This is a genomic window from Streptomyces speibonae (assembly GCF_984686075.1).
The window spans coordinates 7,026,742-7,051,988 of sequence record NZ_OZ480260.1 but is presented as its reverse complement, the minus strand read 5'-3'; the positions used below and the strand labels follow the sequence as shown (position 1 = coordinate 7,051,988).

The 25,247-nt window shown below is 72.9% G+C and carries 22 protein-coding genes; 10 read left to right on the top strand and 12 right to left on the bottom strand.

The features are described from left to right. The first annotated feature begins 23 nt into the window (after window positions 1-23). Window positions 24-1,760: a P-loop NTPase family protein gene (locus tag AC5L3C_RS31815; RefSeq protein ID WP_493652534.1), complete on the top strand. Its 1,737-nt coding sequence runs from the start codon at window positions 24-26 to the stop codon at window positions 1,758-1,760. A 1,234-nt stretch (window positions 1,761-2,994) separates the two neighbouring features. Here AC5L3C_RS31815 and AC5L3C_RS31810 read toward each other — a convergent pair. Then, window positions 2,995-4,494: an SCO1417 family PLP biosynthesis transcription factor gene (locus AC5L3C_RS31810; protein ID WP_493652532.1), complete on the bottom strand. Its 1,500-nt coding sequence runs from the start codon at window positions 4,492-4,494 to the stop codon at window positions 2,995-2,997. Window positions 4,495-4,594: 100 nt separating this feature from the next. Between AC5L3C_RS31810 and yczE the strand changes: the two genes are divergently transcribed. The 4 genes from yczE (at window position 4,595) to AC5L3C_RS31790 (ending at window position 8,072) form a co-directional block, all read left to right on the top strand. Continuing rightward, on the top strand, window positions 4,595-5,260 hold the full coding sequence (gene yczE / locus AC5L3C_RS31805) for a membrane protein YczE (protein WP_493652530.1): 666 nt from the start codon (window positions 4,595-4,597) through the stop codon (window positions 5,258-5,260). Then, entirely contained in the window at window positions 5,257-6,024 is a 768-nt protein-coding gene (locus AC5L3C_RS31800) for a glycerophosphodiester phosphodiesterase family protein (RefSeq protein WP_493652528.1), read from the top strand. The genes yczE and AC5L3C_RS31800 overlap by 4 nt, the downstream gene beginning before the upstream one ends. Window positions 6,025-6,072: 48 nt before the next feature. After that, window positions 6,073-7,419: an MFS transporter gene (locus AC5L3C_RS31795; RefSeq protein WP_493652526.1), complete on the top strand. Its 1,347-nt coding sequence runs from the start codon at window positions 6,073-6,075 to the stop codon at window positions 7,417-7,419. Window positions 7,420-7,697: 278 nt separating this feature from the next. After that, window positions 7,698-8,072: an RNA polymerase-binding protein RbpA gene (locus AC5L3C_RS31790; RefSeq protein ID WP_003977404.1), complete on the top strand. Its 375-nt coding sequence runs from the start codon at window positions 7,698-7,700 to the stop codon at window positions 8,070-8,072. A gap of 126 nt (window positions 8,073-8,198) precedes the next feature. On the opposite strand, the gene fxsA is transcribed toward AC5L3C_RS31790, so the two are convergent. From fxsA to AC5L3C_RS31770, 4 genes are all read right to left on the bottom strand, one after another. Further along, complete coding sequence (gene fxsA / locus AC5L3C_RS31785) at window positions 8,199-8,780, bottom strand: FxsA family membrane protein (protein ID WP_493652524.1); 582 nt, start codon at window positions 8,778-8,780, stop codon at window positions 8,199-8,201. Between the two features lie 73 nt (window positions 8,781-8,853). Next, entirely contained in the window at window positions 8,854-9,729 is an 876-nt protein-coding gene (locus AC5L3C_RS31780; RefSeq protein ID WP_493654108.1) for a polyprenol monophosphomannose synthase, read from the bottom strand. Between the two features lie 578 nt (window positions 9,730-10,307). Beyond that, a complete protein-coding gene (locus tag AC5L3C_RS31775; RefSeq protein ID WP_493652522.1) occupies window positions 10,308-11,912 on the bottom strand; it encodes an amidohydrolase in 1,605 nt (534 codons plus the stop codon). Between the two features lie 361 nt (window positions 11,913-12,273). After that, window positions 12,274-12,714, bottom strand: coding sequence for an Lrp/AsnC family transcriptional regulator (locus tag AC5L3C_RS31770; RefSeq protein ID WP_125508282.1), 441 nt, complete (start codon window positions 12,712-12,714; stop codon window positions 12,274-12,276). 215 nt (window positions 12,715-12,929) lie between these two features. On the opposite strand from AC5L3C_RS31770, the gene AC5L3C_RS31765 reads away from it, so the two are divergent. Both AC5L3C_RS31765 and AC5L3C_RS31760 read left to right on the top strand, forming a co-directional pair. Further along, the gene (locus AC5L3C_RS31765; RefSeq protein ID WP_493652521.1) at window positions 12,930-13,364 is read left to right on the top strand and encodes a hypothetical protein; all 435 of its coding nucleotides are present in this window, start codon (window positions 12,930-12,932) and stop codon (window positions 13,362-13,364) included. 114 nt (window positions 13,365-13,478) lie between these two features. Beyond that, window positions 13,479-13,721, top strand: a complete 243-nt coding sequence (locus AC5L3C_RS31760; protein WP_185930895.1) for a hypothetical protein — start codon at window positions 13,479-13,481, stop codon at window positions 13,719-13,721. On the opposite strand, the gene AC5L3C_RS31755 is transcribed toward AC5L3C_RS31760, so the two are convergent. Beyond that, complete coding sequence (locus AC5L3C_RS31755) at window positions 13,684-14,856, bottom strand: acyl-CoA dehydrogenase (RefSeq protein WP_493652519.1); 1,173 nt, start codon at window positions 14,854-14,856, stop codon at window positions 13,684-13,686. The two genes, AC5L3C_RS31760 and AC5L3C_RS31755, sit on opposite strands and share 38 nt — an antisense overlap. Before the next feature lie 310 nt (window positions 14,857-15,166). Here AC5L3C_RS31755 and AC5L3C_RS31750 point away from each other — a divergent pair, with 310 nt between their 5' ends. Next, window positions 15,167-16,399, top strand: a complete 1,233-nt coding sequence (locus tag AC5L3C_RS31750) for a glycoside hydrolase family 18 protein (RefSeq protein WP_493652517.1) — start codon at window positions 15,167-15,169, stop codon at window positions 16,397-16,399. A 69-nt stretch (window positions 16,400-16,468) separates the two neighbouring features. Here the strand turns inward: AC5L3C_RS31750 and AC5L3C_RS31745 are convergent, their stop codons facing one another. The 3 genes from AC5L3C_RS31745 to AC5L3C_RS31735 all read right to left on the bottom strand — a co-directional run bounded on the left by AC5L3C_RS31745 (window position 16,469) and on the right by AC5L3C_RS31735 (window position 18,874). After that, window positions 16,469-17,125, bottom strand: a complete 657-nt coding sequence (locus AC5L3C_RS31745) for a TetR/AcrR family transcriptional regulator (RefSeq protein ID WP_493652515.1) — start codon at window positions 17,123-17,125, stop codon at window positions 16,469-16,471. 97 nt (window positions 17,126-17,222) lie between these two features. Continuing rightward, a complete protein-coding gene (locus AC5L3C_RS31740; protein ID WP_125508272.1) occupies window positions 17,223-17,363 on the bottom strand; it encodes an SCO1431 family membrane protein in 141 nt (46 codons plus the stop codon). 137 nt (window positions 17,364-17,500) lie between these two features. Continuing rightward, entirely contained in the window at window positions 17,501-18,874 is a 1,374-nt protein-coding gene (locus AC5L3C_RS31735; protein ID WP_493652513.1) for a C39 family peptidase, read from the bottom strand. Window positions 18,875-19,119: 245 nt separating this feature from the next. On the opposite strand from AC5L3C_RS31735, the gene AC5L3C_RS31730 reads away from it, so the two are divergent. Beyond that, window positions 19,120-19,740 (top strand): uridine kinase family protein, encoded by a 621-nt coding sequence (locus AC5L3C_RS31730; protein ID WP_493654107.1) that lies wholly within the window; start codon window positions 19,120-19,122, stop codon window positions 19,738-19,740. Between the two features lie 427 nt (window positions 19,741-20,167). Continuing rightward, window positions 20,168-22,027, top strand: coding sequence for an AAA family ATPase (locus AC5L3C_RS31725; protein ID WP_493652511.1), 1,860 nt, complete (start codon window positions 20,168-20,170; stop codon window positions 22,025-22,027). Window positions 22,028-22,073: 46 nt separating this feature from the next. Here the strand turns inward: AC5L3C_RS31725 and AC5L3C_RS31720 are convergent, their stop codons facing one another. The 3 genes from AC5L3C_RS31720 to AC5L3C_RS31710 form a co-directional block, all read right to left on the bottom strand. Continuing rightward, a complete protein-coding gene (locus AC5L3C_RS31720; RefSeq protein WP_493652509.1) occupies window positions 22,074-23,147 on the bottom strand; it encodes a hemolysin family protein in 1,074 nt (357 codons plus the stop codon). Further along, window positions 23,144-24,472, bottom strand: coding sequence for a hemolysin family protein (locus AC5L3C_RS31715; protein ID WP_493652508.1), 1,329 nt, complete (start codon window positions 24,470-24,472; stop codon window positions 23,144-23,146). Before AC5L3C_RS31715 ends, AC5L3C_RS31720 begins: the two co-directional genes overlap by 4 nt. Before the next feature lie 293 nt (window positions 24,473-24,765). Further along, window positions 24,766-25,236 carry a PH domain-containing protein gene (locus tag AC5L3C_RS31710; protein ID WP_493652506.1) on the bottom strand — a complete coding sequence of 157 codons (471 nt, stop codon included), beginning with the start codon at window positions 25,234-25,236 and terminating at the stop codon, window positions 24,766-24,768. Window positions 25,237-25,247 lie beyond the last annotated feature (11 nt).

Genomic DNA, 25,247 nt, shown 5'->3' with positions numbered 1-25,247 from the left:
CGTACGACCCCCTGGAGACCGCAGTGGCCCGGCGCCCCCTCCCCCGCATTCTGAGCAACGGCAGCACACAGCTCGCCCGGAGCCGGGAGCTGGCCAAGGCGGCGGCCGACAGCGCCACGGATGTCCTCCATCCGCTGATCACCATCACGCGCGGTCTGCGCCGGCTGGCCTCCGCCGGGCGGCGCAGATGGGCCGACACACCGAAGGACCACCGCGGTGCGCTGCTCTTCCTGGCGGCCTCGGTGCTGCTGGTCGTGGCGCTCGCGCCGTACGGCCCGCTGTTCGCCGTCATCAGCCTGATGGCGGCCGCGGCCTGGCAGGGCCGGGACCGCGCCCCCGCCGCACCGGACGGGCCCGACCCGACCCGGGCCCAGCGCCTGAGGTCGCTCTACGAGGCCCTGGTCCCGTACTTCTCCACCGCCGAGGACCCGGAACCGCTCTACGCCCACGGCGGCGACTGGGGGCAGGTCTTCACCGAGTACGACTTCGACGGCGACGGCCGCATCACGCATCTGGTGATCGCGTACCCCGCCTACTTCACCGACGGCGAGCCGGAGTCCCGCGCGCGGATCGAGCATCTGCTCGGTGCCAAGTCGGGGCGTGGCCGCGAATACCACTTCGCGTGGGACGAGGAGGGCAACCAGCTCACCGTCCGCGTTCTCGCGCCGCTGCCCACGGACATCGCCGCGCAGCCCTTCGTCACGGCCCCGGGCGAGACGGTCCTCGGCTTCACCGACCCCATCCGGGTGCAGCGCACACTCCCGCTCACTCACGGAGTGCACGGCGAGGAGCAGCGCGACGTGCCGCCCGTCGTCTGGCGCACCGGTCTGCGCTCGACCGAGCCGCATCTGCTCGCCGTCGGCCAGCCGGGCAGCGGCACCTCCACGCTGCTGCGCTCCGTCGCCCTGCAGGCCCTCCACCACGGCGACGTGGTGATCGTCGACGGCGGAGGTACCGGCGAGTACGCCTGCCTCACCGGCCGGGACGGCGTGCTGGCCGTGGAGTGCGGGCTCGCCGGGGCGCTGACGAGCCTGGAGTGGGCCGCGCACGAGACGGAGCGCCGGCTGATCGCCGCGAACCGTGCGCACCAGGCCGGCGACCCTCCGCCGGAGGACACCAGGCGACCCCTGTGGCTCCTGCTGGACCGGCCCACCGCGTTCACCCAGGTCGCCGACGCCGACGGCCGCAAGGATCCCCAGTCGCTGCTCCAGGTCCCGCTGCGGCACGGCCGCGCGGCGAACGTCACCGTGGTCGTCGCGGAACAGTTCGACAGCCTCGAGGCGCTCGCCGGCCCGGTACGGCAGCACACGCGCGCGCGTGTCGTCCTCGGGCCCGCGACGGCCGAGCAGCTGGCGGCCGTCCTGGGCGCGCCCCCGCACACCACGCCGGTCGACCAGGTTCCGCCGGGGCGTGGTTACGCCCGCCTGGGTTCGGGGCCGGTGCACCGTCTCCAGGTGCCGGCGACGCCGGACCCGTACGACGACGCGACCAGCGACGCCCAGCGGCAGGCGGTTCTGGATCTGCTGCCGCCCCGGACGACACCGGTGGACGAGGAGCCGGAGCGGCTGGACAAGGAGCCGGAGCGGCTGGACGAGGAGACCGCGGCGCCGGGGGCGGGGTCCGGGGAGTCCGTGCGCCTGGACAAGGTGACGACGGAGAAGGTCCCCGTGGAGACCGGAGCCCCCACGGACCGGACGGCCTCCGACTCCGCCCCCGAGAAACCCGTCCCCGCGGAAGCGGCGGTCGCCGAGACCTCCTGACCTTTGTGGTCACGAAACCACCGGCCCGCACCGGACTCCCCCAACGCCGCCGCCCCTCGCCGCCGGAGGGCAAAGCCTCGCGCCCGCAGACCCTTGCCGCCACGGGGCCGCACCGCGCCGCGCCCGAACCGGACTCCCGACTGCCCCACCACACCGTTCCCGCTCCCCGGGGGGCGAAGCCCACGCGCCAACCGGGCCGCCATGCACCCGCCGACCCTTGCGGCCACGGGAACGCACCGCCGCCCGCACCGGACTTCGACTCCCCACGTCACCATTCCGACCCGCGCCCCCGCACGCCGACCGGGCCCGCGTGCGCCGCAGACCATCACGGGCACGGGGCCACACCGCGCCCGCACCGGACTCCCGACTCCCCCACAACACCGTTCCCGCCCCGGGCCCGCGGAGGCCGTGGCTCGCGCGGCGAGCCGGCCGCCGTGCACCCGCTGACACCGCGCCCGCACCGGACTCCCGACTCCCCACGTCACCATTCCGACCCGCGCCCCCGCACGCCGACCGGGCCCGCGTGCGCCGCATTCCATCACGGGCACGGGGCCACACCGCGCCCGCACCGGACTCCCGACTCCCCCACAACACCGTTCCCGCCCCGGGCCCGCGGAGGCCGTGGCTCGCGCGGCGAGCCGGCCGCCGTGCACCCGCTGACACCGCGCCCGCACCGGACTCCCGACTCCCCACGTCACCATTCCGACCCGCGCCCCCGCACGCCGACCGGGCCCGCGTGCGCCGCATTCCATCACGGGCACGGGGCCACACCGCGCCCGCACCGGACTCCCGACTCCCCCACAACACCGTTCCCGCCCCGGGCCCGCGGAGGCCGTGGCTCGCGCGGCGAGCCGGCCGCCGTGCACCCGCTGACCTTGCCGTCACGGGGCCGAACCGTGCCGCGCCCACCGGCCCCGGCTGCCCCGCGACACCCTTGCCCCCGGGGGCAAGGCCGGCCTGGCCGCTCGCGGCCGGCCAACTGGCGCGGGCCGGCGTGCGCCCGCGTGCATGCCGGCCGTCCGGATGCGGGCCCCGCGTGGGGGCCCCGCGTGGGGGCCCCGTGCGGAAGCGACGGGCGGAGGCCGGTCGCTGGTGGGTACGCGTGGCCGGTCCGGGTGAGGGCCGTACCGGCGGCGGTCCCGCCGGCGTCTCCGGTGGGGCGTGCCACCGGCCTGAGGCGCGGACGGCTACGGAGCACGGCGGTCGACGGCGGCCGTGTCACCCTGCCGTGCGGCTACGCCACGAACGTGCGCGGGGCCTCCGTGCCCGAGGTGCCGCCGGACTCGACCACGCGGGCCGCCGCGGCCAGCCGTACCGCCGCCTCCTCGGCCACCGCGCCGCCCACGGTGAACGGCAGCCGGACGTAGCCCTCGAAGGCCCCGTCCACTCCGAACCGGGGTCCGGACGGCACCCGTACGCCGACCCGCTCCCCCGCCTCGGCCAGGCGCGAGCCGGAGAGGCCGCCGGTGCGCACCCAGAGGGTGAGGCCGCCGCGCGGCACCTCGAACTCCCAGTCGGGCAGCTCACGCCGCACCGCGCTCACCAGTTCGTCCCGGTTCTGCCGGGCCTGGGCCCGCCGGATCCCCACCGCCTGTTCCCAGCCCTCCGTGCCGAAGAGCCAGTTCACGGCGAGCTGTTCCAGCACGGGCGTGCCCAGGTCGGCGTACGCGCGTGCGGCGACCAGGCTGCGGATCACATCGGGCGCCGCGCGGACCCAGCCGATGCGCATCCCGGCCCAGAACGCCTTGCTCGCCGAGCCGACCGTGATCACCGTGGATCCCGCCGGGTCGAAGGCGCACACCGGGCGCGGCATCTCCACGTCCGGGTCGAGCCACAGCTCGCTCATCGTCTCGTCGGCGACCAGCACCGTCCCCGCGGAGCGGGCCGCGTCCACCAGCCGGCGCCGCTGGTCCTCGTCGGCGAGCGCACCGGTCGGGTTGTGGAAGTCGGCGACGACGTACGCGATCCGCGGGGCCGCCTCGCGCAGCACCTGGCGCCAGCGGTCCATGTCCCAGCCGGTCAGCCCCTCGGCCATGGCGACGGGGACGAGCCGCGCGCCGGCCTCCCGCATCAGCTGGAGGATGTTGGCGTAGGACGGCGACTCGACGGCGATGCGTTCACCACGGCCGCCGAAGAGGTGGCAGATGGCGTCGATCGCGCCCATCGCGCCGGTCGTCACCATGATCTGCTCGGGCATGGTCGGAATGCCCCGCGCGGTGTAGCGGTCGGCGATCATCGACCGCAGCGCGGGGAGCCCGGCGGGATAGTCGCCGTGCGTGTGCGCGTACGGCGGGAGCTCCTCGAGGGCGCCCTGGACGGCACGGGTGAGCCAGGGCTCCGGGGCGGGGAGTGCGGCACACCCGAGGTCGATCATGGAGCCGAGGGCCTCGGGCGGCAGCGGCTCCAGTCCCCGCGCGGGGACCGGGTTGCCCGCCGGGACCGCGGTCCAGCTGCCCGCGCCGCGCCGCGACTCCAGGAAGCCCTCGGCACGCAGCGCCTCATAGGCGGCGGCGACGGTGGTGCGGCTGACGGACAGCGCGAGCGCCAGCTCCCGCTCGGCGGGCAGCCGCGCGGCGACCGGCACGCGCCCCTCGAGCACCAGCAGCCGGATGCCGTCGGCGAGCGCGCGGTAGGCCGGCGGGCGCCGGGTGCCGGGGCCGGCCGGCCGGTCCTGCTGGGAGTTGAGCAGCCGGGCGAGCTGCGCCGCCCCCACTGCCGAGGTCCACTGCGCCATGATAATCAGTCCACCTTCCCCGGATTGGCCATGGATGGCATGACCAGTCACGCAACAGGGTGACACGCATCGGTCCACTTCCACCACAGGGGGGCACGTTTTGGCCAGGTACTCGTCCCGGCACGGACATGTCGCACGACGACTGTTGCAGCTGTACGCCGGGCTGGCGCTGTACGGGGCGAGTTCGGCGCTCCTGGTGCGCTCAGGGCTCGGTCTCGAACCCTGGAACGTGCTGCACCAGGGCCTGTCCGAGCGGACCGGTCTGTCGATGGGGCTGGTGCTGACCATCACGGGCGCCGCCGTGCTGCTGCTGTGGATCCCGCTGCGCCAGCGTCCCGGACTGGGCACCGTCTCCAACGTCCTGGTGATCGGCGCGGCGATGGACGCGACGCTGGCCGTGCTGCCGGACGCGCACGCCATGGCCGCACGGGTGGTGCTGATGGCGGCGGGCATCGTGCTGAACGGAGCGGCGACCGGGCTGTACATCGCCGCCCGCTTCGGTCCCGGCCCGCGCGACGGCCTGATGACGGGGCTGAACCGGCGCACGGGGGTGTCGGTCCGCCTGGTCCGTACGGCCATCGAGATCACGGTCGTGGTCACGGGCTTCCTCCTCGGAGGCACCGTGGGCGTCGGCACCCTGCTGTACGCGGTGGCCATCGGCCCGCTGGCGCAGGTGTTCCTGCGTCTCTTCACCGTCCCGTCGGAGTCCGACGGCAGCCGGGTCGTTGCCGAGGGCCGGCCGCGGCGCGCGATACTGCGTCCGTGACCCCGCGGATACGCCACCCCTATCTCGACCATCCCGGCCCCCTCGCCTTCGCCCACCGGGGCGGGGCGGCGGACGGTCTGGAGAACACCGTGCGGCAGTTCCGGTGCGCCGTCGAGGCGGGCTACCGGTACATCGAGACCGATGTCCACGCCACGCGCGACGGCCGCCTCGTCGCCTTCCACGACGCGACGCTCGACCGGGTGACGGACGGCGCGGGCCGGATCGCCGACCTGCCGTGGCGCGACGTCGCGCAGGCCCGCGTGGCGGGCGAGGAGCCGGTCCCCCTGTTCGAGGAACTCCTGGAGACCTTCCCCGCCACACGCTGGAACATCGATGTGAAAGCGGAGCCGGCCCTGCTGCCCCTGCTGGACCTCATCGCGCGCACGGGCACGTGGGACCGCATCTGCGTCGGATCGTTCTCCGAGGCCCGCGTGGTGCGCGCACAGCGGCTGGCCGGGCCGCGGCTGGCCACGTCGTACGGCACCCGTGGGGTGCTGAACCTGCGGCTGCGGTCGTGGGGGATGCCGACGGCGCTGCGCCGCTCGGCCGTCGCCGCCCAGGTCCCCGAGGTGCAGTCGGGTGTGCGGGTGGTGGACCACCGGTTCGTGCGGGCGGCCCACGCGCGGGGGCTGCAGGTCCACGTGTGGACCGTCAACGAGGCCGAGCACATGCACCGGCTCCTGGACCTCGGCGTGGATGGCATCATGACCGATCACATCGACACACTGCGCAAGGTCATGGAGGACCGCGGCATCTGGGTCTGAGACCCCCGCGCCCCGTCGCCTCCGCGTTCACGGGAAGCGAGGCGGCGGGTGGGCACCGAGACCGTGCGGTCACCGGCGGACGACGAGGCCGCCGGCCGGCGACGCGAGCAGCGCGGCTGGTACGTCTACGACTGGGCGTGCTCCGTGTACTCCACCAGCGTGCTCACCGTGTTCCTCGGCCCCTATCTGACGTCGGTCGCCGAGGCCGCGGCGGACGCGGACGGGTTCGTCCACCCGCTGGGCATCCCGGTGCGCGCGGGATCCTTCTTCGCGTACGCGGTCTCCCTGTCGGTGATCCTGGCCGTGCTGGCGATGCCGCTGGTGGGTGCCGCCGCCGACCGCACCGGCCGGAAGAAGCCGCTGCTTGCGGCCGCGGCGTACACGGGGGCGGCGGCCACGGCGGGCATGTTCTTCCTCGACGGCCAGCGCTATCTGCTCGGCGGTGTGCTGCTGGTCGTGGCGAACGCGGCGCAGTCCGTGGCGATGATGCTCTACAACTCCTATCTGCCGCAGATCGCCGCGCCCGAGGAGCGCGACGCGGTCTCCTCGCGCGGGTGGGCCTTCGGCTACGGTGCCGGGGCGCTGGTGCTCGTACTGAACCTCGCCCTCTACAGCGGGCACGCCGGTTTCGGGGTCTCCGAGTCCATGGCGGTGCGCATCTGTCTGGCGTCGGCCGGTCTGTGGTGGGGCGCCTGGGCACTGGTGCCGCTGCGCCGGCTGCGCGACCGCCGTGCCCCCGCGCGGGAGGCGGCCCTGCCGGGGTTCCGGCAGCTCGCGGCGACCGTCCGCGACATGCGCCGACACCCGTTGACGCTCGCCTTCCTGCTGGCGTACCTGGTCTACAACGACGGCATCCAGACGGTGATCTCCCAGGCCTCGGTGTACGGCTCCGAGGAGCTGGGGCTCGGGCAGTCGACGCTGATCGTCGCCGTGCTGCTGGTGCAGGTGCTGGCGGTGGCGGGCGCGCTGGCGCTCGGCCGGCTGGCCCGGCGGTACGGCGCGCAGCGCACCATCCTGGGGTCGCTGGTGGCCTGGACCCTGACGCTGGGCGCCGGGTACTTCCTGCCGGCCGGGGCCCCCGTGTGGTTCTTCGTGCTGGCGGCCGGCATCGGCCTGGTGCTCGGCGGGAGCCAGGCACTGTCCCGCTCGCTCTTCTCGCACCTCGTGCCGCCCGGCAAGGAGGCCGAGTACTTCTCGGCGTACGAGCTGAGCGACCGCGGCATGAGCTGGCTCGGGCCGCTGCTGTTCGGGCTGACGTACCAGCTCACGGGCAGCTACCGGGACGCGATCATCTCGCTGGTCGCCTTCTTCGTGCTGGGCTTCGTGCTGCTCGCGCGGGTGCCGGTGCGGCGGGCGATCGCCGACGCGGGCAACCCCGTCCCCGAACGGATTTAGCACTCGGCACGAAAGGGCTGTAGTGTACGCGTTTGGCCTGCCAGGCGTACCGTTACTGCGCGTCAAAGATGCCGAAACGCTGTGTCACATCTACTAGCAGATGTGACAAATCGGGCGTCGGTGGGTACTGCAATGGTTGACAAGGCTGCGGCTACGACGGCGACGCAGGACCCGGAACGGGACACGGAACGGGAATCTTTACCGCCGACCGGACGTTGACCGGATGACGACGACAGCGACACCTGTCCTGTGGGCGACAAGCCCGGGAGGCACGATTCATGAGTGAGCGAGCTCTTCGCGGCACGCGCCTCGTGGTGACCAGCTACGAGACGGACCGCGGCATCGACCTGGCCCCGCGCCAGGCCGTGGAGTACGCATGCGAGAAGGGGCACCGCTTCGAGATGCCCTTCTCGGTCGAGGCGGAGATCCCGCCGGAGTGGGAGTGCAAGGTCTGCGGTGCCCAGGCACTCCTGGTGGACGGCGACGGCCCCGAGGAGAAGAAGGCCAAGCCCGCGCGTACGCATTGGGACATGCTGATGGAGCGGCGCACCCGAGAGGAGCTCGAAGAGGTCCTCGAGGAGCGTCTAGCCGTTCTGCGTTCCGGTGCGATGAACATCGCGGTGCACCCCCGGGACAGCCGCAAGTCGGCTTGATCCCTGCGGGGGTCCGGGCGCACAGCACCATCGCGCAGCGGTAACAGGACCGTGGGCGCCGTATCCGTACGGCGCCCACGGTCCTGTCCGCATGCCCGCGCGGCGGGGGATCGCGGGGTCGAGTTACTACCGGGTCAGCGGCGGACGCGGGTCCTGCGGGGCGTCACCCGGAGTGCCGCCGGACTCGTCGCGGATCACCTCGCCCTGGACGACCTTGCCGTCGGGCCGGTGGATACGGACCTGCTGGAAGGCATCCCCCAGGGAGCCGTGGGTGGCCTCACGGAGCTTGCGCTCGAAGGTGCGCTCGGCATAGCGGCTCACGGCCTTCTGGACCGGCGGCACCAGCAGGAGCAGCCCCAGCGCGTCCGAGGCGAGGCCGGGGATGATCAGGAGCAGGCCGCCCAGCATCATCAGGCCGTTGCCCTCGCTGTTCGGCCGGGGCTCGGGCAGCGCGCCGCTCTGCTGCTGTTGCAGCGTCTCGGTGAGGTTCTGGAACGCCCGCCGGCCCGCCCGCTTGATCACGACCGAGCCGAGGATCAGGCCGGCCATCAGGACGAGAAGGACCACCAGGCCGTTCGACGCCCCGGCGACCAGCGTGAGCAGCCAGATCTCCAGAACGAACCACGCGGCGACGGCGAGCGGCAGGAACGCGCGCAGCCGGGAGCGCCGGGGCCGGACGGAATGCGGGGTCTGAGCGCCAGTCGTCATGCTCCCAGTGTGCCTGGGTCCGGCTCAGAGCGGGATAAGCAGGCGGCCGGCACCGGTTTCCCCGGTCGTGGGCCTACGCTTTGGGCTGCCCGACTTCCGCCTCGGAACGCCGGGCCTCCGGTCGCGCCTGCGGCTGCCGGGCGTCCGCCTTCGGGCGCTTGTCGTCGCCGCGTCCCAGGACCTTGCCGACGCGCTCCCCCACGCCCCACGCGGTGACCCGCCACAGCGCCTCGACGAGGATGTCACGGCTCATCTTGGAGTCACCGAGCTCACGCTCCACGAAGGTGATCGGCACCTCGACCACGTGGTAGCCCGCCTTGACCGCGCGACGGGCGAGGTCGACCTGGAAGCAGTACCCCTGCGAGGCCACCTCCTCCAGTCCGAGGCCCTCCAGGGTCTCGCGGCGGAACGCGCGGAAGCCGCCGGTGATGTCGCGCAGCGGGAGGTCGAGCGCCATCCGCGAGTAGAGGCTGCCACCGCGCGAGATGAACTCGCGGGACTTCGGCCAGTTCACCACCCGGCCGCCGGGCACCCAGCGCGAGCCGAGCACAAGGTCGGCGCCCTTGAGCGCGGTCAGCAGGCGGGGCAGTTCCTCGGGCTGGTGGGAGCCGTCGGCGTCCATCTCGACCAGCACGCCGTAGCCGTGCTCCATGCCCCAGCGGAAACCGGCGAGATAGGCCGCGCCCAGGCCCTCCTTGCCCTTGCGGTGCAGCACCTGGACATGATCGTCGTCAGCGGCCAGCTCGTCGGCGAGTTTGCCGGTGCCGTCGGGGCTGTTGTCGTCGGCCACGAGCACGTGCGCCTCGGGGACGGCCTCGCGCACCCGGCCGACGATCGCCTTGATGTTCTCCGCCTCGTTGTAGGTCGGGATGATCACCAAAGCCGTACCGAGCGGGCCGAAGCTCCGCCCCTGGGATCCCGCCTCGAGGGTCCCGCCGCCGTCGTCCACTGCTGCCCCTTCATGTCCTGTGCGCAGGATCCCACCATAGTCGGCGCGGTCCGCGTCGACGCGACAGGACGTTCGTACGGTGGTGTCGTTGGCCGAAGATCGGGTAGCCATGGGGGTTTCGGACCAGAGGTTGCGGACCAGGAATTTCGGACCAGGGGGCCGCGCGGGATGCCGCAGCGGATGGGGGCCCGGCGCCCTTCGGGCCGGCCTGGGATCCGCCGGCTGCGGATCGACCTGAAGCCGTTGTCTACTGAGCGCCCGGGCCCCACCCGGGGTCGCACCTCCCCGGCCGGCTGGAACGTTCCCTCGGTACGGCGCCGACGCTGAGCCTGGCTCCCAGTGGCGGTGCGCCGGTGCGGCACACCGTCCCTGACCCAGCGGCGCTGACCCGAGTGGCCGGAAGTTCCCCGGTCGGGCGTCCGGTGGTGGACCCGGCCGAACCTACCGGCCCCCCGCCGCCGCCTGTCAACAGTCGTTTGACCTGCGTAATGTGGTTCAAATGCCTGGTCAGCGACGAGGATGCGCAGGTCGCGCACGAGTGGCGCGGTGCATGATCGTCACCGCGCCGTCCCCGTAGATCACTCGCCCGGCCGTACGAAGACCGTGCGACCGCCGACCACCGTGCGCAGACAGACCGGCAGGTCACGGCCGGGGGTGAGATCGGGCAGGCCGGGGGTGCCGGAGCGGGGGTCGGTGGACCAGCGGGCCACCCGGTCGTCGGGCGCCTGGACCACGAGCTCGCCGGTGCGCCACACGGCGTAGTCGGCGGGTGCGCCCGGCACCAGGACGCCCGCGTCGTCCCGCCCGACGGCGCGCCAGCCGCCGCGCGTGTGGGCGGTGAAGGCGGCGCGGACGGAGATCCGGTGCTCCGGCGTGCGGTGGAAGGCGGCGGCGCGAACCGTGCCCCAGGGGTCGAAGGGGGTGACCGGGCTGTCGGACCCGAAGGCGAGGGGCACGCCGGCCCGCAGCAGCGCCGCGAACGGGTTCAGGGTGCGGGCCCGCTCCGCTCCCAGGCGCCGGGCGTACATGCCCGCGTCCCCGCCCCACAGGGCGTCGAAGGCGGGCTGGACGGAGGCGGTCAGGCCGAGCTCCGCGAAGGCGGCCACGGTCTCGGGGGTGAGCATCTCGGCGTGCTCGACGCGGTGCCGGGCGGCGCGGACGCGGGCGAGGCCGATCTTCTCGGCGGCGGCGCGGACGCCGTCGACCACGGCGCCGACGGCGGCGTCTCCGATGGCGTGGAAGCCCGCCTGGAGGCCCGCCTCGGTGCAGTCGACGACGTGGGCGGCCACCGCCGCGGCGTCCAGGTGGGCGGTGCCCGTGTGGGCGGCGTCGGCGTACGGCTCGTGCAGCCACGCGGTGTGCGAGCCGAGGGCGCCGTCGGCGAAGAGGTCGCCCGCGGCGCCGGTCGCGCCCAGCTCGCGGGCCTTGGTGACGTCCTGTTCCGCCCAGTAGCCGACCACGCGCGGGCCGCTGTCGTCGGCGGCGAGCCGCAGCAGGCCGGTGAAGTCGTCCTCGGAGGAGATCTCAGGGCCGCCGCACTCGTGGACCGTGCCGATACCGAAGGAGGCGGCATGGGCGAGGGCGGCCCGCTGGGCCTCGGTCCGCTGGGCCGGTGTGACGGCGCCCAGGGCGGCGGCGCGCACCGCGTGGTGGTCGTCTCCGGTGAGCGGGCGGTCCTCGCGGGTCACGGTGCCGGGGACGAGGTCGAGCAGCGCGGTGGTGACGACCGCGGAGTGCACGTCGATCCGGGTGAGGTAGAGGGGGCGGCCGCCGGTGGCCTCGTCGAGTTCCGCGCGGGCCGGGGGGCGGCCGCCGGGCCAGCGGGCGGCGTCCCAGCCGTGGCCGAGCAGCACGCGGTCGTGGGGGCGGGCGGCGGCGAACTCGCGTACGCGGGTCAGCGCGGCCGCCAGCGAGGGGGCGTCGGAGAGATCGAGGCCGGTGAGGGCGAGGCCGGTGGACGTGGTGTGGACGTGTGCGTCCGTGAACGCGGGGGTCACGAGCGCGCCGTCGAGGTCGATCACCTCGTCGACCCCGTCAGCGAAGCCGTCGGCGGCGCCTTCGGAGCCTACCCAGGCGACCTGTCCGCGTTCGACGACCATCGCGGTTGCGAAGGGGTCGGCGGGGCTGTGGACCTCTCCGCGGCGGAGCAGGACGGTGCGGGACTCGGCGGTGCGTTCACTCATGCCCACAGTCTCCCGCGTCGGCGCGTGCGCGCGGCACGCAGGGTTCCACCGGCGCCGCCGCCTGGGGTGGGTGGGTGGTGCGGGGGTGGGGTGGGGGTGTCCGTCCTCGGACTGGCGCGATCGAGTTCGCTGGTGGGGCTGAACGGCGCGGACGCGCCAGCCACTGCGGGCGAACACCCCCACCCCACCCCCTCCCCGCCGTCGGCGTCTGCCGCGATCCGTGCGATCCGTGGGCGGCCGCGCCGGCCGAGAGTGGTGGAGGCACCCCGTAAGCGCCGGGCTGCGCGACCCACCCCCGGCCGGCGCCGACACCGGGCACCTGTTCAAACGCCGAGTGTGCGACACACCCCCGGCGCGCGCCTCAGATCCGCGGCGGACGCGCCTCGTACGGTGTCGACAGGACCACCGTCGTCCGCGTCGACACCCCCGCCAGCGACCGCACCCGCGCGAGGAGTTCCTCCAGCTCGTGCGGCGTCGACACCCGCACCTTGAGGATGTAGTTCTCGTCGCCCGCCACACTGTGGCAGGCCTCGATCTCGGGCACCCCGGCAAGGCGCTCCGCGATGTCGTCCGGAGCGCTGGGGTCGAACGGTTTGACCGAGATGAACGCGGTCATGGGCAGGCCGACGGCCTCCGGGTCGACGACCGCGGCATAGCCGCGGATGACGCCACGCTGCTCCAGCCGCCGCACCCGCTGGTGCACGGCCGACGTGGACAGGCCCGTGGCCTTGCCCAGGTCTGTGTAGCTCATCCGCCCGTCCTTGACGAGCAGCTGCACGATCTGTCGGTCCAGCTCCTCCATGGCGCAAGAACCTACAGTGCACGTGATCGTCCCGGATACCTGAGCGCGGGCCGCGGACTCGCCGTGCGGGCACCTGCGAGCGGCATGTGACGAACGCCACAACCTTCGGACGGTCTTCGTGATGTTCTCGTGATTACGCCCTCAGGGCGACGGGAAGTGCTTGCTGTGGTCGAGGCCGCAGCGCCTTCACGGCCCAGCCCGAGGGGGAGAACCCAATGCAGAGTCTTAAGCGCCTTGGTCGTACCACGTCCAAGCGGCAGAAGCCGGCCGTCACGCCCGAGCCGGAGTACGTCGAACCCGACGCCCTGGACGACGAACCCGACGCGTACGACACCTTCGAGATGTACCGGGTGATCTGCCCGGACTGCGCACAGCCCATCGCCCTGCTGGCGGACGAGGACGTCCTGCCGGAGCACGCGCTGTGCGCTTCGCCGTGGAACCCGTTCGGACTCACCGTCTGCGCCGGTACCGGCCGTCCGGCCGCCGAGGCGCGGCCGGCCGACGAGTCCGTCGCGCCCCAGGAGCAGGACACCGCCCTGCTGTTGACGCTCCCTCAGGGGCTCGACTGGCGCACCCAGCCGTTCTCGCACGTCGGGGGCCCGGGCTCGCGCCCCATCAGGGTCCCGGTGATGCGGCACCACGCCGCCTGAGCCCCCGGGGCGGGGGTGGCGACCGTCCGCCGCCCTCGTCCGCCCGACACCCCTGAACGCACGCCCTATTCCGGCGTTCGGTGACTCGCCCGGCCGCTCCCGCGTTGCCCAGGCATGACGACCCCCACGTACTCGACGACCGGGCGTCAACGCCATGTCTTCGTGCCGCCTCCCCTGGAGGCGGCCGCGCCCCGGCTTCCCGATCCGCCGATCTACCGCGATCTCCTGCGGACCTGGGCCGACCGGGGCCGCACCCTGCCCGGGCGGCACGACCCGGAGTGGACCCGGCTCGCCGCGCCCTGGCGGGGGCTCGGCCAGTTCAGCGCGTCTCCGGCCCCGCGAGGTGGCGGGCGATGACCATGCGCTGGATCTGATTGGTGCCCTCGACGATCTGCAGCACCTTGGCCTCGCGCAGATAGCGCTCGGCGGGGAAGTCCGCGGTGTAGCCGTAGCCGCCGAGGATCTGCACGGCGTCGGTGGTGACCCGCATGGCCGTGTCGGTGCAGTGCAGCTTGGCCATGGCGGCCTGCTTGGCGAACGGACGTCCCGCGTCGCGCAGCCGGGCCGCCGCCAGATACAGCGCCCGTCCCGCCTCGATCTGCGTGGCCATGTCGGCGAGCATGAAGCGCAGCCCCTGGAAGTCGGCGATGGGCCTGCCGAACTGCCGCCGCTCGGTGGCGTACGCGGTTGCCTCGTCGAGCGCCGCCTGGGCCAGGCCGATGGCGCAGGCGGCGATGCCGAGCCGGCCGCCGTCCAGCGCCGACAGGGCGATCGCGAAGCCCTGCCCCTCCTCGCCGATGCGCCGCGTGTCGGGGACCCGGACGCCGTCGAAGTGGACCTGGGCCGTGGGCGAGCCCTTCATGCCCATCTTCTTCTCCGGCGCGGCGGCGCTCAGCCCCTCCGCGTCGCCCGGCACGAGGAACGCGGTGATCCCGCGCGGGCCCTCCTCGCCGGTGCGGGCCATGACCGTGTAGAAGTCGGCGATGCCGCCGTGGGTGATCCAGGCCTTGCTGCCGGTGATCACCCAGGCGTCGCCGTCGCGCACGGCCCTGGTGCGCAGTGAGGCCGCGTCCGAGCCGGAGGCGGGCTCGGAGAGGCAGTAGGCGCCCAGCAGACCGCCGTCGAGCATCGCGCTGAGGTGCTCGGCCCGCTGTTCCTTGGTGCCGAAGGCGGCGAGCCCGTAACAGGACAGGGTGTGCACGCTGACGCCCAAACCGACGGTGAGGCGGGCCATGGCGAGTTCTTCCAGGACCTGGAGGTAGACCTCGTAGGGCTGCTCTCCGCCGCCGTGCTCGGCGTCGTAGGGCAGACCCAGCAGGCCCAGTTCGGAGAGCCGGGTGAAGAGCTCGCGCGGGAAGCGCCCCTCGGCCTCCTCCTCGGCGGCCCGGGGAGCGATCTCGTGCTGCGCGATGTCGCGGACGAGTGAGATCAGGTCCCGGGCCTCGTCCGTGGGCAGTTGCCGGTCCACCGGCTGCGGGGCGCGGTCGGTCATGGCGACGCTCTCCTCCCTGTTCGGGCACATCGGCGTGCGCCTTGGGTGGGGGCCGCTCCGCCGGGTCTGTCGGTGCCTGGCCGATGCTCGCGCTCCCGGGTCTCGGAAGCTGCTGACCAGCGGCTGTGCGCTGTGAGTATGCCCGATCGGGGGCATCGAGTCACCAGTTAACGACCGCTCACCAAAGATACCTTCGCCACACCCTTTCAGCGATCCGGATTGGTACGCACCATTGACCAAATGGTCTAGTCCTCCTAGGGTTTGGCCCCACCGATGCGCGCGCTCCCCTCCCCCACGAGGAGTCATCGACATGCCATCCCCCCACCGCCCCCGCACGCTGCGGGCGCTTCTGTCCGCCGCCTGCGCCGCCGTGCTCGGTGCCGGACTGCTCGCCGGCGCGGGCGCCCCGACCGCCGCCGCGACCTCGGCTCAGGAGGCCGCCGGTTCCAAGGTCATCGGCTACTTCACCGAATGGGGCACCTACGACCGGCAGTACCACGTCAAGAACATCGAGACCTCCGGCTCCGCGGACCGGCTCACCCACATCAACTACGCCTTCGGCAACGTCACCGGCGGCAAGTGCGCGATCGGCGACTCGTTCGCCGCGACCGAGCGCACCTACACCGCGGCCGAGTCCGTCGACGGCGTCGCCGACACCTGGGACCAGCCCCTGCGCGGCACCTTCAACCAACTGCGCGAACTGAAGCAGAAGCACCCCGACCTGAAGATCCTGTGGTCCTTCGGCGGCTGGACCTGGTCCGGCGGCTTCGGCGAGGCGGCGAAGGACCCGGCCGCGTTCGCCCGGTCCTGCCACGAACTGGTCGAGAACAGCCGGTGGGCCGATGTCTTCGACGGCATCGACATCGACTGGGAGTACCCGAACGCCTGCGGTGCCACCTGCGACTCCAGCGGCCGGGACGCCTTCCGGAACCTGATGGCGGCGCTGCGCGCCGAGTTCGGCTCCGGGAACCTGGTCACCGCCGCGATCACGGCGGACGCCACAGCCGGCGGCAAGATCGACGCGGCGGACTACGCGGGCGCCGCCCAGTACGTCGACTGGTACAACCCGATGACGTACGACTTCTTCGGCGCCTGGGACGCCGCCGGGCCCACCGCTCCGCACTCCCCGCTGACCTCGTACGACGGCATCCCGAAGGCCGAGTTCAACAGCGCGGCCGCCATCGCCAAGCTCAAGGGCCTCGGCATACCGGCCGGCAAGCTGCTGCTCGGCATCGGCTTCTACGGCCGCGGGTGGACCGGGGTGACGCAGTCGGCGCCGGGCGGCACGGCGACCGGACCCGCGCCGGGCACCTACGAGGCCGGGATCGACGACTACAAGGTACTCAGGGCAAAGTGCCCGGCGACCGGCACGGTCGGCGGCACCGCCTACGCCAAGTGCGGCAGCGAATGGTGGAGTTACGACACCCCGGCCACCATCGCGACCAAGATGGACTACAAGGACCGGCAGGGCCTGGCCGGCACCTTCTTCTGGGAGCTGAGCGGTGACACCGCGAACGGAGAGCTGATCAAGGCGATCCGGTAGTCCCCATCCGACAGGCAGGGGGCGGAGGTTCCACGGGGGCCTCCGCCCCTTGCCCGTGCCCGGTCCGGCTCAGGCGTCGCGGCGGGCGGGTGCCGGCGCGGGGTGCGCGACATCCATCTCCTCGATGGCGCGCATGGCGCCGCCGAGCAGCTTCACCAGCAGCTCGCACATGGTCGCGCGCGGCATATCACGACGGTCGATCCAGTCCAGCGTGGCGCCCTCGACACTGCACACCCAGGCCAGCAGCCCCACCCGCGCCACCGGGGCGATGTCGGTGCGGCCGTAGGCTCCCTCGGCGATGGTCGCGACGATCGCCTCGCGCACCCCGTCCCGGATGGCGTGCACCTCGGTGTCGAAGCCGACGCCGCCGGCGACGATCGCGCGGTAGGCGGCCTGGTTGTGCTCGGCGTACCGCAGATAGCTGTCGATGGTGCGCTGCACCCGCTCCACGGGCGGCAGTTCGGCCTTCTCGGCCGCGAAGGCGACCAGACTGGCCACCGAGTCCTGGATGATCGCCAGGTAGTAGCCCCGCTTGGAGTGGAAGTAGTAGTAGATCAGCCCCTTGGCGACCTTCGCCTGGCGTGCGATGTCATCCATCGACAGCGCGTCGTAGGACGTGTCGGCGAACAACTTCCGCCCGATGGCGATGAGTTCGGCCCGGCGGGCCGACGAGCGCTGGGTGCCGCGCGCTCGGGGCTGCACGGCGGGCTGCTGGCATATGTTCACTGTCGACCCAGGTCTCCTGCGGGCGGCGGGACAATCCCGCCGCAGTATGGCAGGTCGGGCGACGAATGGGGACGAGCGACCCCCCGGGGCCGCGGGGTTACAGCAGTCCCAGTTGTGTCACCAGCATCGCGAGCACCACGACGAGCGTCCATCCCAGGACGTGCTCGAGGATCTTCGGACCGTCCTCCCGGGGACCGCCGGTGCGGGCGCGGGTGACGGTGGCTGCGTTCGCGGTCATGGCTTCTCGCTGGTCTCGGTGGTGCGCGGACTCCCCCGACTGCGTCCACTTTGCCACCGTGAGCGGCTTTCGCGGTCGAGACGTTGCTCACACACCGGCGGGCCCCGGACGGTCCGGGGCCCGCCGGCCGGGCGGGCTCAGCGCACGCCCACCACCGCGAGCGCCTTGCGCTGGCGCGGGGTCGGGCGTGCCGGGAAGTACAGGTAGCAGACCCCTCCGGTGCCGGAGGCCACCTTCCCGGAGGCGTTGTACCGCTTGGTCCTCAGCCAGATGTTCTCCCACTCGCGCCGCCGGTAGACGCGGCGCACGGCCTCGTTGTCGTCCGAGGCAGGGTCGTTGGCGATGACATCGCCGTCGGCGGTGAAGCCGACCACGGTCATCAGATGCCCCGACGTGCCGTACCCGGCGCCGGTCAGCTCCTCCTCCAGGAACGACTGGGACGTGATGGCCGGGATACCGGCGGCGATCAGCGTCTCCAGGTCGGTGAGGGAGCCGAGGCGCGTGACCACGCCCTGCAGGCCGGGGAAGGTGGCCGCGTAGGCGGCGTTGAACGGCCAGTTGCCGCAGCCCGCGTACTGGTGGTCGTACGTGTACCGGGCCGCGTGGCAGATCTGCGGGTCGGCGAAGGACGGGTCGACCCAGGACAGCTGCTCCTCGGTGAGCCTGCAGCCCCAGTACTCGATGATCATCTGCGAGGAGGTCGGGCTGCACCAGGCCTCGCCGCCGTTGTCGTACTCCGGGTACTGGCCCTTGTGGATCTCCTGGGAGTAGCGCGGGACGATCAGTTCGCGGGCCACGCGGGGCGTGGAGGCCGGGACGGTGAACCGGTCGGGGACGTCGGAGCCCATGGCGCCGGCCCGCCACACGGTGGGGGTGAGCTTGGTCCCGGGGCGGCGGTGGAGCGTCAGGCGCAGCCGGTAGGAGACCAGGCGCAGGCCCGAGGCGGCGTCGTCGACGGCGAACGTGTCCGTCCAGACGCTGCTCTTCCCGTCGCCCTGGTCGTCCACCGAGGTGCGCCGGATGTCCTGGTCGCCGGCCGCCCAGCGGCCCATGACGTACCAGGGGGTGTCCGTGCCGTCGGAGTACGTGCCCTTCAGCTCGACCTGGATCCAGGTGCCCTCGGGGGTGTGCGCGTTCCAGGAGGTGATGACCTCCGTGGCCGGAACCCCGAGCCGGTGCACGGGCGAGGTCCAGGTCGCGTACTCCCAGGCGGCCGTACGGCCGGTGTGCGGGTCGGTGTAGTCCGTGGCGCCGGCGGCCCTCGCGATCACCAGACCGGGACGGGCACCGGCGACGGCGCGGGTCCCGTCGGCGCTCCCGCTGCGCCAGTCGGTGTACGAGGTCCAGGCCCGGTTGTCGACGGTGCGGGCGGGGGCCCGGCCGCCGCCGGTGGTGACGGGCGCGCCGGCGGTCGTGGTGCCGGCGTACGCCGGGCCCGCGCTCCCTGCGACGGTGGCGACGACCGCCGCGGCCAGGAGGGTTCTGCGGGAGGGCAGTTCGGCTCTGCTCATGGGTGGAGGACCCCCAGGTGTCGGAGTCGGGACAGGACCAGTGCACGGCCGGACGGACGGGTGTGCGTCCGCCGGATGGAGCGGGTGTGGGCCAACTATGAACGCAGCCGGGCGGTTCCTGCCAGCACCCCGGCCGTGCCGCGCCCGACCAACATGGGACTCGACCAATGGCGGTACCGAGGGCGGCGCCACGGGAGCGGGCCTAGAGTGCTTCCGTCAGCCCCCACAACCACTGGGAACCAGTCATTCACGCACTCGCCTCCCGCATCCGCGGGCTCGCCCCCTCCTGCGGCCCGGTCCGGCTCGTCGCCGTCGACGGGCACGCCGGCTCCGGCAAGTCGACCTTCGCCGGCCGGCTGGCCGAGGCGCTGGACGGCGCCCCGGTTCTGCGGCTGGACGACATCGCCAGCCACGAGGAGCTGTTCGACTGGACCGGACGGCTGCTGAGCGAGGTGGTCGAGCCGCTCGGCCGCGGCGAGACCGCGCACTACGCCCCGTACGACTGGCGCACCCGGCGCTTCGGGCCGCCCCGCCCGCTGCCCCCGGCACCGGTGATCGTCGTGGAGGGTGTCGGCGCCGGACGCCGGGCGCTGCGCCCGTATCTGGCGCTGCTGCTGTGGATGGACCTGCCCCGCGAGGAGTCCTGGTCGCGCGGCCGGGCGCGGGACGGTGCGGAGCAGCGCGAGTTCTGGGAGGGCTGGGTGCGCGCGGAGCGCGAGCACTTCGCGGGCGATCCCTCACGCCCCTTCGCGGACCTCCTGGTGCGGCAGCGACCGGAGGGATACGAGGTGCTCAGCGGGCCCGGCGAGGCCGACGCGTCCACCCCTCCGATCACTCAGGGTGAGGGACCGCCAGCAATGTGGTGAACTCGTGAAGAGCGGTCCAGGACAAGTTGCCGCAGCATCCCAACTCCGCTTGACCGAGGGCCCGTACAGGTCTTACGTTCTCAATGTGCGGCTCCCCGGAGTCGCCAGCGGACACGAAGCCCCCGGTTGTTCCCCCGTGATCGGGGGCTTCGTTCTGCCCTCTTCGCGCTTTTCGACCGCTGAGCGGCATATGACGATCACCCTGGGTCACCGGCTCCTGCGTCGCCCCCCTTTCCCCCTCGCACCCGACGTGCGCGGCACCCTACGGACGTGACGCCGCCGCAGGTACGATGCCCTCGGTGCGACCTGCGGACGCTGCTTCGCGCACCTTGCAACTCCGGTCCGCGGTACAGCGGTTCACCTTCTGGGAGCCGACGGGCGAGGGCCGGCCGGTACGCGGACGGGGGCACGGTTTGTGGGGGACGTGATGGACTTCGGCACCCAGGGCCCCAAGGCCCCGGCCGACCTCGCCTGGCTGCGGGGCGTGGACGCCTACACCATGGGCGCGTATCCGCAGGCCGAGGAGGAGTTCCGGGCCGCGGTGCGGATCGACCCGGGCATGGCCGACGGCTGGCTCGGGCTGCATGCGCTGCGCGTCGACACGACGACCGCGCTGCTGCGGATGTTCCGGCACCGGGACCGCTTCGGCGAGCAGCGCGCCCGGCACCGGCGCACTCTCAACTCCTGGTACTGGCTGGGCTGGTGGGTGCAACCGGTGCTGGAGAGCCCCCGCGATCTGCTGCTGGCGCACGCCTCCCACTGGCTGGACGGCCGCCACGTCCCCGAACTGGACCGGGCCCTCGCCGGGCTGCCCCCGGTGGACACCGACCCGCAGGTCCGCTTCCTGCACGCCTGTCGCGCCTACCTGGTCAAGGACTGGGAACAGCTGGTCCGGCACACCGACTCCCTGGTCGACGACCCCATGCTGGGCATCGAGGCGGGTCTGTTCGGCGGCATGGCGCGGGTACGGCTCGAAATGTACGGACAGGCCGAACCGCTGCTGTCGGCGGCACTGATGCGCTGCCGCAGCGAACAGCCACAGCGCAAAGAACTGCGCTACTGGCTGGCACGCGCCCATGAGGGCACCGGCCGCAGCGCCGCCGCGCTCCCCCTGTACCGGGCGGTGCACCGGGTCGACCCGGCCTTCATGGACACCGCCGCCCGGCTCGCCGCGATCTCCGAGGGCGACGGCTACGACGATGCCGCCGACCTCGCGGCGATCACCCTGACGGGTGCCGGGCAGGACATGGCGGACGGCCCCGACACCCTCGACCCGCTCTTCGGCACCGAAGGACGTGACCTGCGGCTGTCCGAGCCGGAGCCGCCGCCCTCGCTGCCGTCGGTCACCGCCCCGGGTGTACGCGAACGGGCGGGCAGCGCCGGGCCGCCGCTGCCGACCGGACCGACCGACCCCGCGTTGCTGGAAGAGGCGCTCGCCCAACTGGAGCGCATGGTGGGGCTGGAGCCGGTGAAGCGGCAGGTGAAGGCCCTGTCGGCCCAGCTGAACATGGCCCGGTTGCGCGCGGGCCAGGGGCTGCCGGTGCAGCCGCCGAAACGCCACTTCGTCTTCTCCGGACCGTCCGGGACCGGGAAGACCACGGTGGCCCGAATCCTCGGCCGGGTCTTCTACGCCCTCGGGCTGCTCGGCGGAGACCACCTGGTGGAGGCCCAGCGGGCGGATCTGGTGGGCGAGTACCTCGGGCAGACCGCGGTGAAGGCGAACGAGCTGATCGACTCCGCGCTCGGCGGGGTGCTGTTCGTGGACGAGGCGTACTCCCTGTCCAACTCGGGGTACGGCAAGGGGGACGCGTACGGGGACGAGGCGCTCCAGGTGCTGCTGAAGCGGGCCGAGGACAATCGCGATCACCTGGTGGTGATCCTCGCCGGGTATCCGGAGGGCATGGACCGGCTGCTGGCCGCGAACCCCGGGCTGTCGTCCCGTTTCACCACGCGCGTGGACTTTCCCTCCTACCGGCCGTTGGAGCTCACGGCGATCGGGGAGGTGCTGGCCGCGGAGAACGGGGACGTGTGGGACGAGGAGGCGCTCGACGAGCTGCGGTCGATCGCCGGGCATGTGGTGGAGCAGGGGTGGATCGACGAGTTGGGCAACGGGCGGTTCCTGCGGACGCTGTACGAGAAGAGCTGTGCGTACCGGGATCTGCGGTTGTCGGCGTATCCCGGGGAGTTGAGCCGGGAGGATCTGGCGACGTTGCGGCTGGCGGATCTCATGCAGGCGTACGGGGAGGTGTTGTCGGGGCGGGGGCCGGCGGGCCCACCGGGGTTGTGAGGCCCGGTGGGGTCGGCCGGCGGGGGTGTCTGCGCTTGCCCCGCAGTTAAGCCATGGCTTCCTGCTGGGGGCCCGTGGAGCGTTGGGAGGTGAGGGTGACCTCCCTGTGGGCCGGGTCGCGGACCTCTCCCACCAGGAGTTCCAGGACATCCTCCAGGGCCACCAGGCCCAGGACCTTGCCGGAGGCGTCGACGACCTGGGCCAGGTGGGTCGCCGCGCGGCGCATCACCGTGAGGGCGTCGTCCAGGGGGAGTTCGGGACGCAGCGTCGTCATGGGCCGCCAGAGCTGCTGCGGCACCGCGCGGTCGGAGTACTCCAGGTCCAGTACGTCCTTGACGTGGAGGAACCCCATGAAGGCACCGCCGTCCGAGGCCACCGGGAACCGGGAGTAACCGGTGCGGGCGGTGAGCTCCACGATCTCGCCCGGGGTGACCGCGGGCGAGACCGTCACCAGCGACTCACGGTCGAGCAGGACGTCCGTCACCGGGCGGGAGCCCAGCTCAAGGGCGTCCTCCAGGCGCTCGGCCTCCTCGGGGTCGAGGAGACCCGCCTGGCCGGCGTCCTCCACCAGCCGGTTGAGCTGCTCGCTGGTGAAGACGGCCTCGACCTCGTCCTTCGGCTCGACGCGGAACAACCGCAGTACGGCCTCCGCGCAGGCGCCGAGGGCGACGGTGACCGGCCTGCACAGCCGGGCGAACCAGACCAGCCCGGGGCTCAGCCACAGCGCGGCGGTCTCCGGTGCCGCCATGGCCAGGTTCTTCGGGACCATCTCCCCGATGACCAGGTGGAAGAAGACCACGACCGCGAGCGCGATGACGTAGCCGAGCGGATGGATCATGCCGTGCGGCAGATGCATCCCGATGAACGCCGGCTCCAGCAGATGGGCGACCGTCGGTTCGGCGACCGCGCCCAGCGTGAGCGAGCAGACGGTGATGCCGAACTGGGCGGCCGCCATCATCTGCGGCAGATGCTCCAGCCCGTACAGCACCTGACGGGCCCGGGCGGTGCCGAGCGGCTCGATCTGACTGCGGCGGACGGAGACCAGGGCGAACTCGGCGCCGACGAAGAAGCCGTTGGCGAGCACGAGCAGCGCGGCGAAAAGGAGCTGCAGGACGCTCATCCGGCCACCTCGAGGGGCAGCGGCACCGTTCTGACCAGCCGGACACGCTCGGCGCGGTAGTGGCCGACCGCGCGGACCGACAGGCGCCAGCCGGGCAGCTCGGCGCGGTCGCCGACGGCCGGGATGCGCCCGAGCAGATCGGCGACGAGGCCGGCCACCGTCTCGTAGGGCCCCGCGGGCACCTCCAGGCCTATGCGCTGCAGGATGTCGACGCGGACACCGCCGTCGACGTCCCAGGCCGGGTTGCCGTCCTCCGGCGGAGCGGGGGCGAGTTCGGGGACGTCCTGTCCGTCGTGCTCGTCGCGCACCTCTCCGACGATCTCCTCGACGATGTCCTCCAGGGTGACGACGCCGGCCGTGCCGCCGTACTCGTCGACGACGACGGCGATGGGCTGCTCGCTGCGCAGCCGCGTGAGCAGCGGCCGTACGGGCAGGGTCTCGGGGACCAGCAGCGCCGGGCGGGCGATGCGGCCGACGGGGGTGCGCAGCCGGTGGGGCACGGGCACCGCGAGGGCGTCCTTGAGGTGGACCATGCCGACGATCTCGTCGATCCGGTCCCGGTACACGGGGAACCGGGACAGTCCGGTGGCCCGGGTCAGATTGACCACGTCCTCGGCGGTCGCCGACGCCTGCAGGGCGCTGACCTTCACGCGGGGGGTCATAACGTGCTGTGCGGTCAGTTCGCCCAGGGACAGGGTGCGGACGAAGAGGTCGGCCGTGTCCTGTTCGAGGGCGCCGGCCCGGGCGGAGTGCCGGGCCAAGGAGACGAGTTCGCCGGGGGTGCGGGCGGAGGCCAGCTCCCTTGCGGGTTCGAAGCCCAGGGCGCGCACCAGGCGGTTGGCCACGGCGTTCAGCCCGGCGATCACCGGGCGGAACAGCCGGGCGAAGACGTGCTGCGGGCCGGCCACGAAGCGCGCGACCTGCATCGGGCGGGACACCGCCCAGTTCTTGGGCACGAGCTCACCGATCACCATCTGGACCGCCGAGGCCAGCAGCATGCCGACGACGACGGAGACGCCGGGGACGGCTCCCTCGGGGAGACCGATGCCGGTGAAGGGGCCGTGCAGCAGTCCGGCGAGGGCCGGCTGGGCCAGCATGCCCACGACGAGGGAGGTGATGGTGATGCCGAGCTGCGTTCCGGAGAGCTGGAAGGACAGCTCCCGGAGGGACTCGACGACACGGCGGGCGCGCCGGTCGCCGGCCGTGGCGGCCTGTTCGGCGTCCGGTCGTTCGACCGTCACCAGGCCGAACTCCGCGGCCACGAAGAATCCGTTGGCCAGGATCAGTACGAAAGCGGCTGCGAGCAGCAGCAGGTGGGTGGTCATGTTGCCGCCGCCTCCGCATGCGCGCGAACCCGGGAATACGGTTTCGCGCTATGCCGGCAGGGGGCGGCGCAGGTACTGCAGGACGATCCGTCCATCGCCGGAGAGGGTCACTCCTCGGGTAGCTGGAGCCCCTGGGCACCGGGCGGGGCGACAGGGGCGGAGGCGCTGTCGGCGCGCCTCCGCCCACCAGATTAATCAAGACATGGGCGACTGCGGCAGGTGGATGGCCCCCGCGCTTCCCGGATCCTGCCCCGTACGGTCCGCAGGACCGGTCCGTACGGGCGGCCGGGATCTCAGCCCCGCGGCCTTTCGTGACCGGGGGCGGAGCGCTCCTCGGCCAGCGCGCGCAGGGCGCGCGCGTCGGCGACGGCACGCTGCCTGGCGATGCCCGGCTGGATGCCGAGCGCGGGCAGGCTGGTGCCGTCGCTGAGGTCGAGGAAGACCCAGGGATCACCCGGGCGGAGGTTCACCTGAAGGATCTCCGCCCACTCCAGACGGCGCCGGCTCACGATGTTGACCACGGTGACGCCTCTCTCGTCGGCGACCACCTTGGGCCGGGCCAGCAGGAACAGCACACCGGCCAGCAGCGCGGCGGTGAACACGAAGCTGATCCGCTCCCCCGGGCTGAGCTGTTCCAGCAGCAGCGCGATGAGGGTGATGACCACGAACATCGCGACGCCGGCGGAGAGCAGCACCACGCGGGTGTGGGCCGGGCGGAAGGTGGCGGGCAGCGCGGGCGGCCGGCTCGGTGTGGATTCGGACATGGGATGCTCCG

What these genes read in the sequence shown, in the direction of transcription:
- AC5L3C_RS31735 (WP_493652513.1), bottom strand. Translation starts at nt 18,874, where the DNA reads ATGAGCAGAGCCGAACTGCCCTCCCGCAGAACCCTCCTGGCCGCGGCG.
- AC5L3C_RS31770 (WP_125508282.1), bottom strand. Translation starts at nt 12,714, where the DNA reads ATGGAGGAGCTGGACCGACAGATCGTGCAGCTGCTCGTCAAGGACGGG.
- AC5L3C_RS31775 (WP_493652522.1), bottom strand. Translation starts at nt 11,912, where the DNA reads ATGAGTGAACGCACCGCCGAGTCCCGCACCGTCCTGCTCCGCCGCGGA.
- AC5L3C_RS31790 (WP_003977404.1), top strand. Translation starts at nt 7,698, where the DNA reads ATGAGTGAGCGAGCTCTTCGCGGCACGCGCCTCGTGGTGACCAGCTAC.
- AC5L3C_RS31765 (WP_493652521.1), top strand. Translation starts at nt 12,930, where the DNA reads ATGCAGAGTCTTAAGCGCCTTGGTCGTACCACGTCCAAGCGGCAGAAG.
- AC5L3C_RS31750 (WP_493652517.1), top strand. Translation starts at nt 15,167, where the DNA reads ATGCCATCCCCCCACCGCCCCCGCACGCTGCGGGCGCTTCTGTCCGCC.
- AC5L3C_RS31755 (WP_493652519.1), bottom strand. Translation starts at nt 14,856, where the DNA reads ATGACCGACCGCGCCCCGCAGCCGGTGGACCGGCAACTGCCCACGGAC.
- AC5L3C_RS31810 (WP_493652532.1), bottom strand. Translation starts at nt 4,494, where the DNA reads ATGGCGCAGTGGACCTCGGCAGTGGGGGCGGCGCAGCTCGCCCGGCTG.
- AC5L3C_RS31710 (WP_493652506.1), bottom strand. Translation starts at nt 25,236, where the DNA reads ATGTCCGAATCCACACCGAGCCGGCCGCCCGCGCTGCCCGCCACCTTC.
- AC5L3C_RS31760 (WP_185930895.1), top strand. Translation starts at nt 13,479, where the DNA reads ATGACGACCCCCACGTACTCGACGACCGGGCGTCAACGCCATGTCTTC.
- AC5L3C_RS31740 (WP_125508272.1), bottom strand. Translation starts at nt 17,363, where the DNA reads ATGACCGCGAACGCAGCCACCGTCACCCGCGCCCGCACCGGCGGTCCC.
- AC5L3C_RS31720 (WP_493652509.1), bottom strand. Translation starts at nt 23,147, where the DNA reads ATGAGCGTCCTGCAGCTCCTTTTCGCCGCGCTGCTCGTGCTCGCCAAC.
- AC5L3C_RS31715 (WP_493652508.1), bottom strand. Translation starts at nt 24,472, where the DNA reads ATGACCACCCACCTGCTGCTGCTCGCAGCCGCTTTCGTACTGATCCTG.
- AC5L3C_RS31725 (WP_493652511.1), top strand. Translation starts at nt 20,168, where the DNA reads ATGGACTTCGGCACCCAGGGCCCCAAGGCCCCGGCCGACCTCGCCTGG.
- fxsA (WP_493652524.1), bottom strand. Translation starts at nt 8,780, where the DNA reads ATGACGACTGGCGCTCAGACCCCGCATTCCGTCCGGCCCCGGCGCTCC.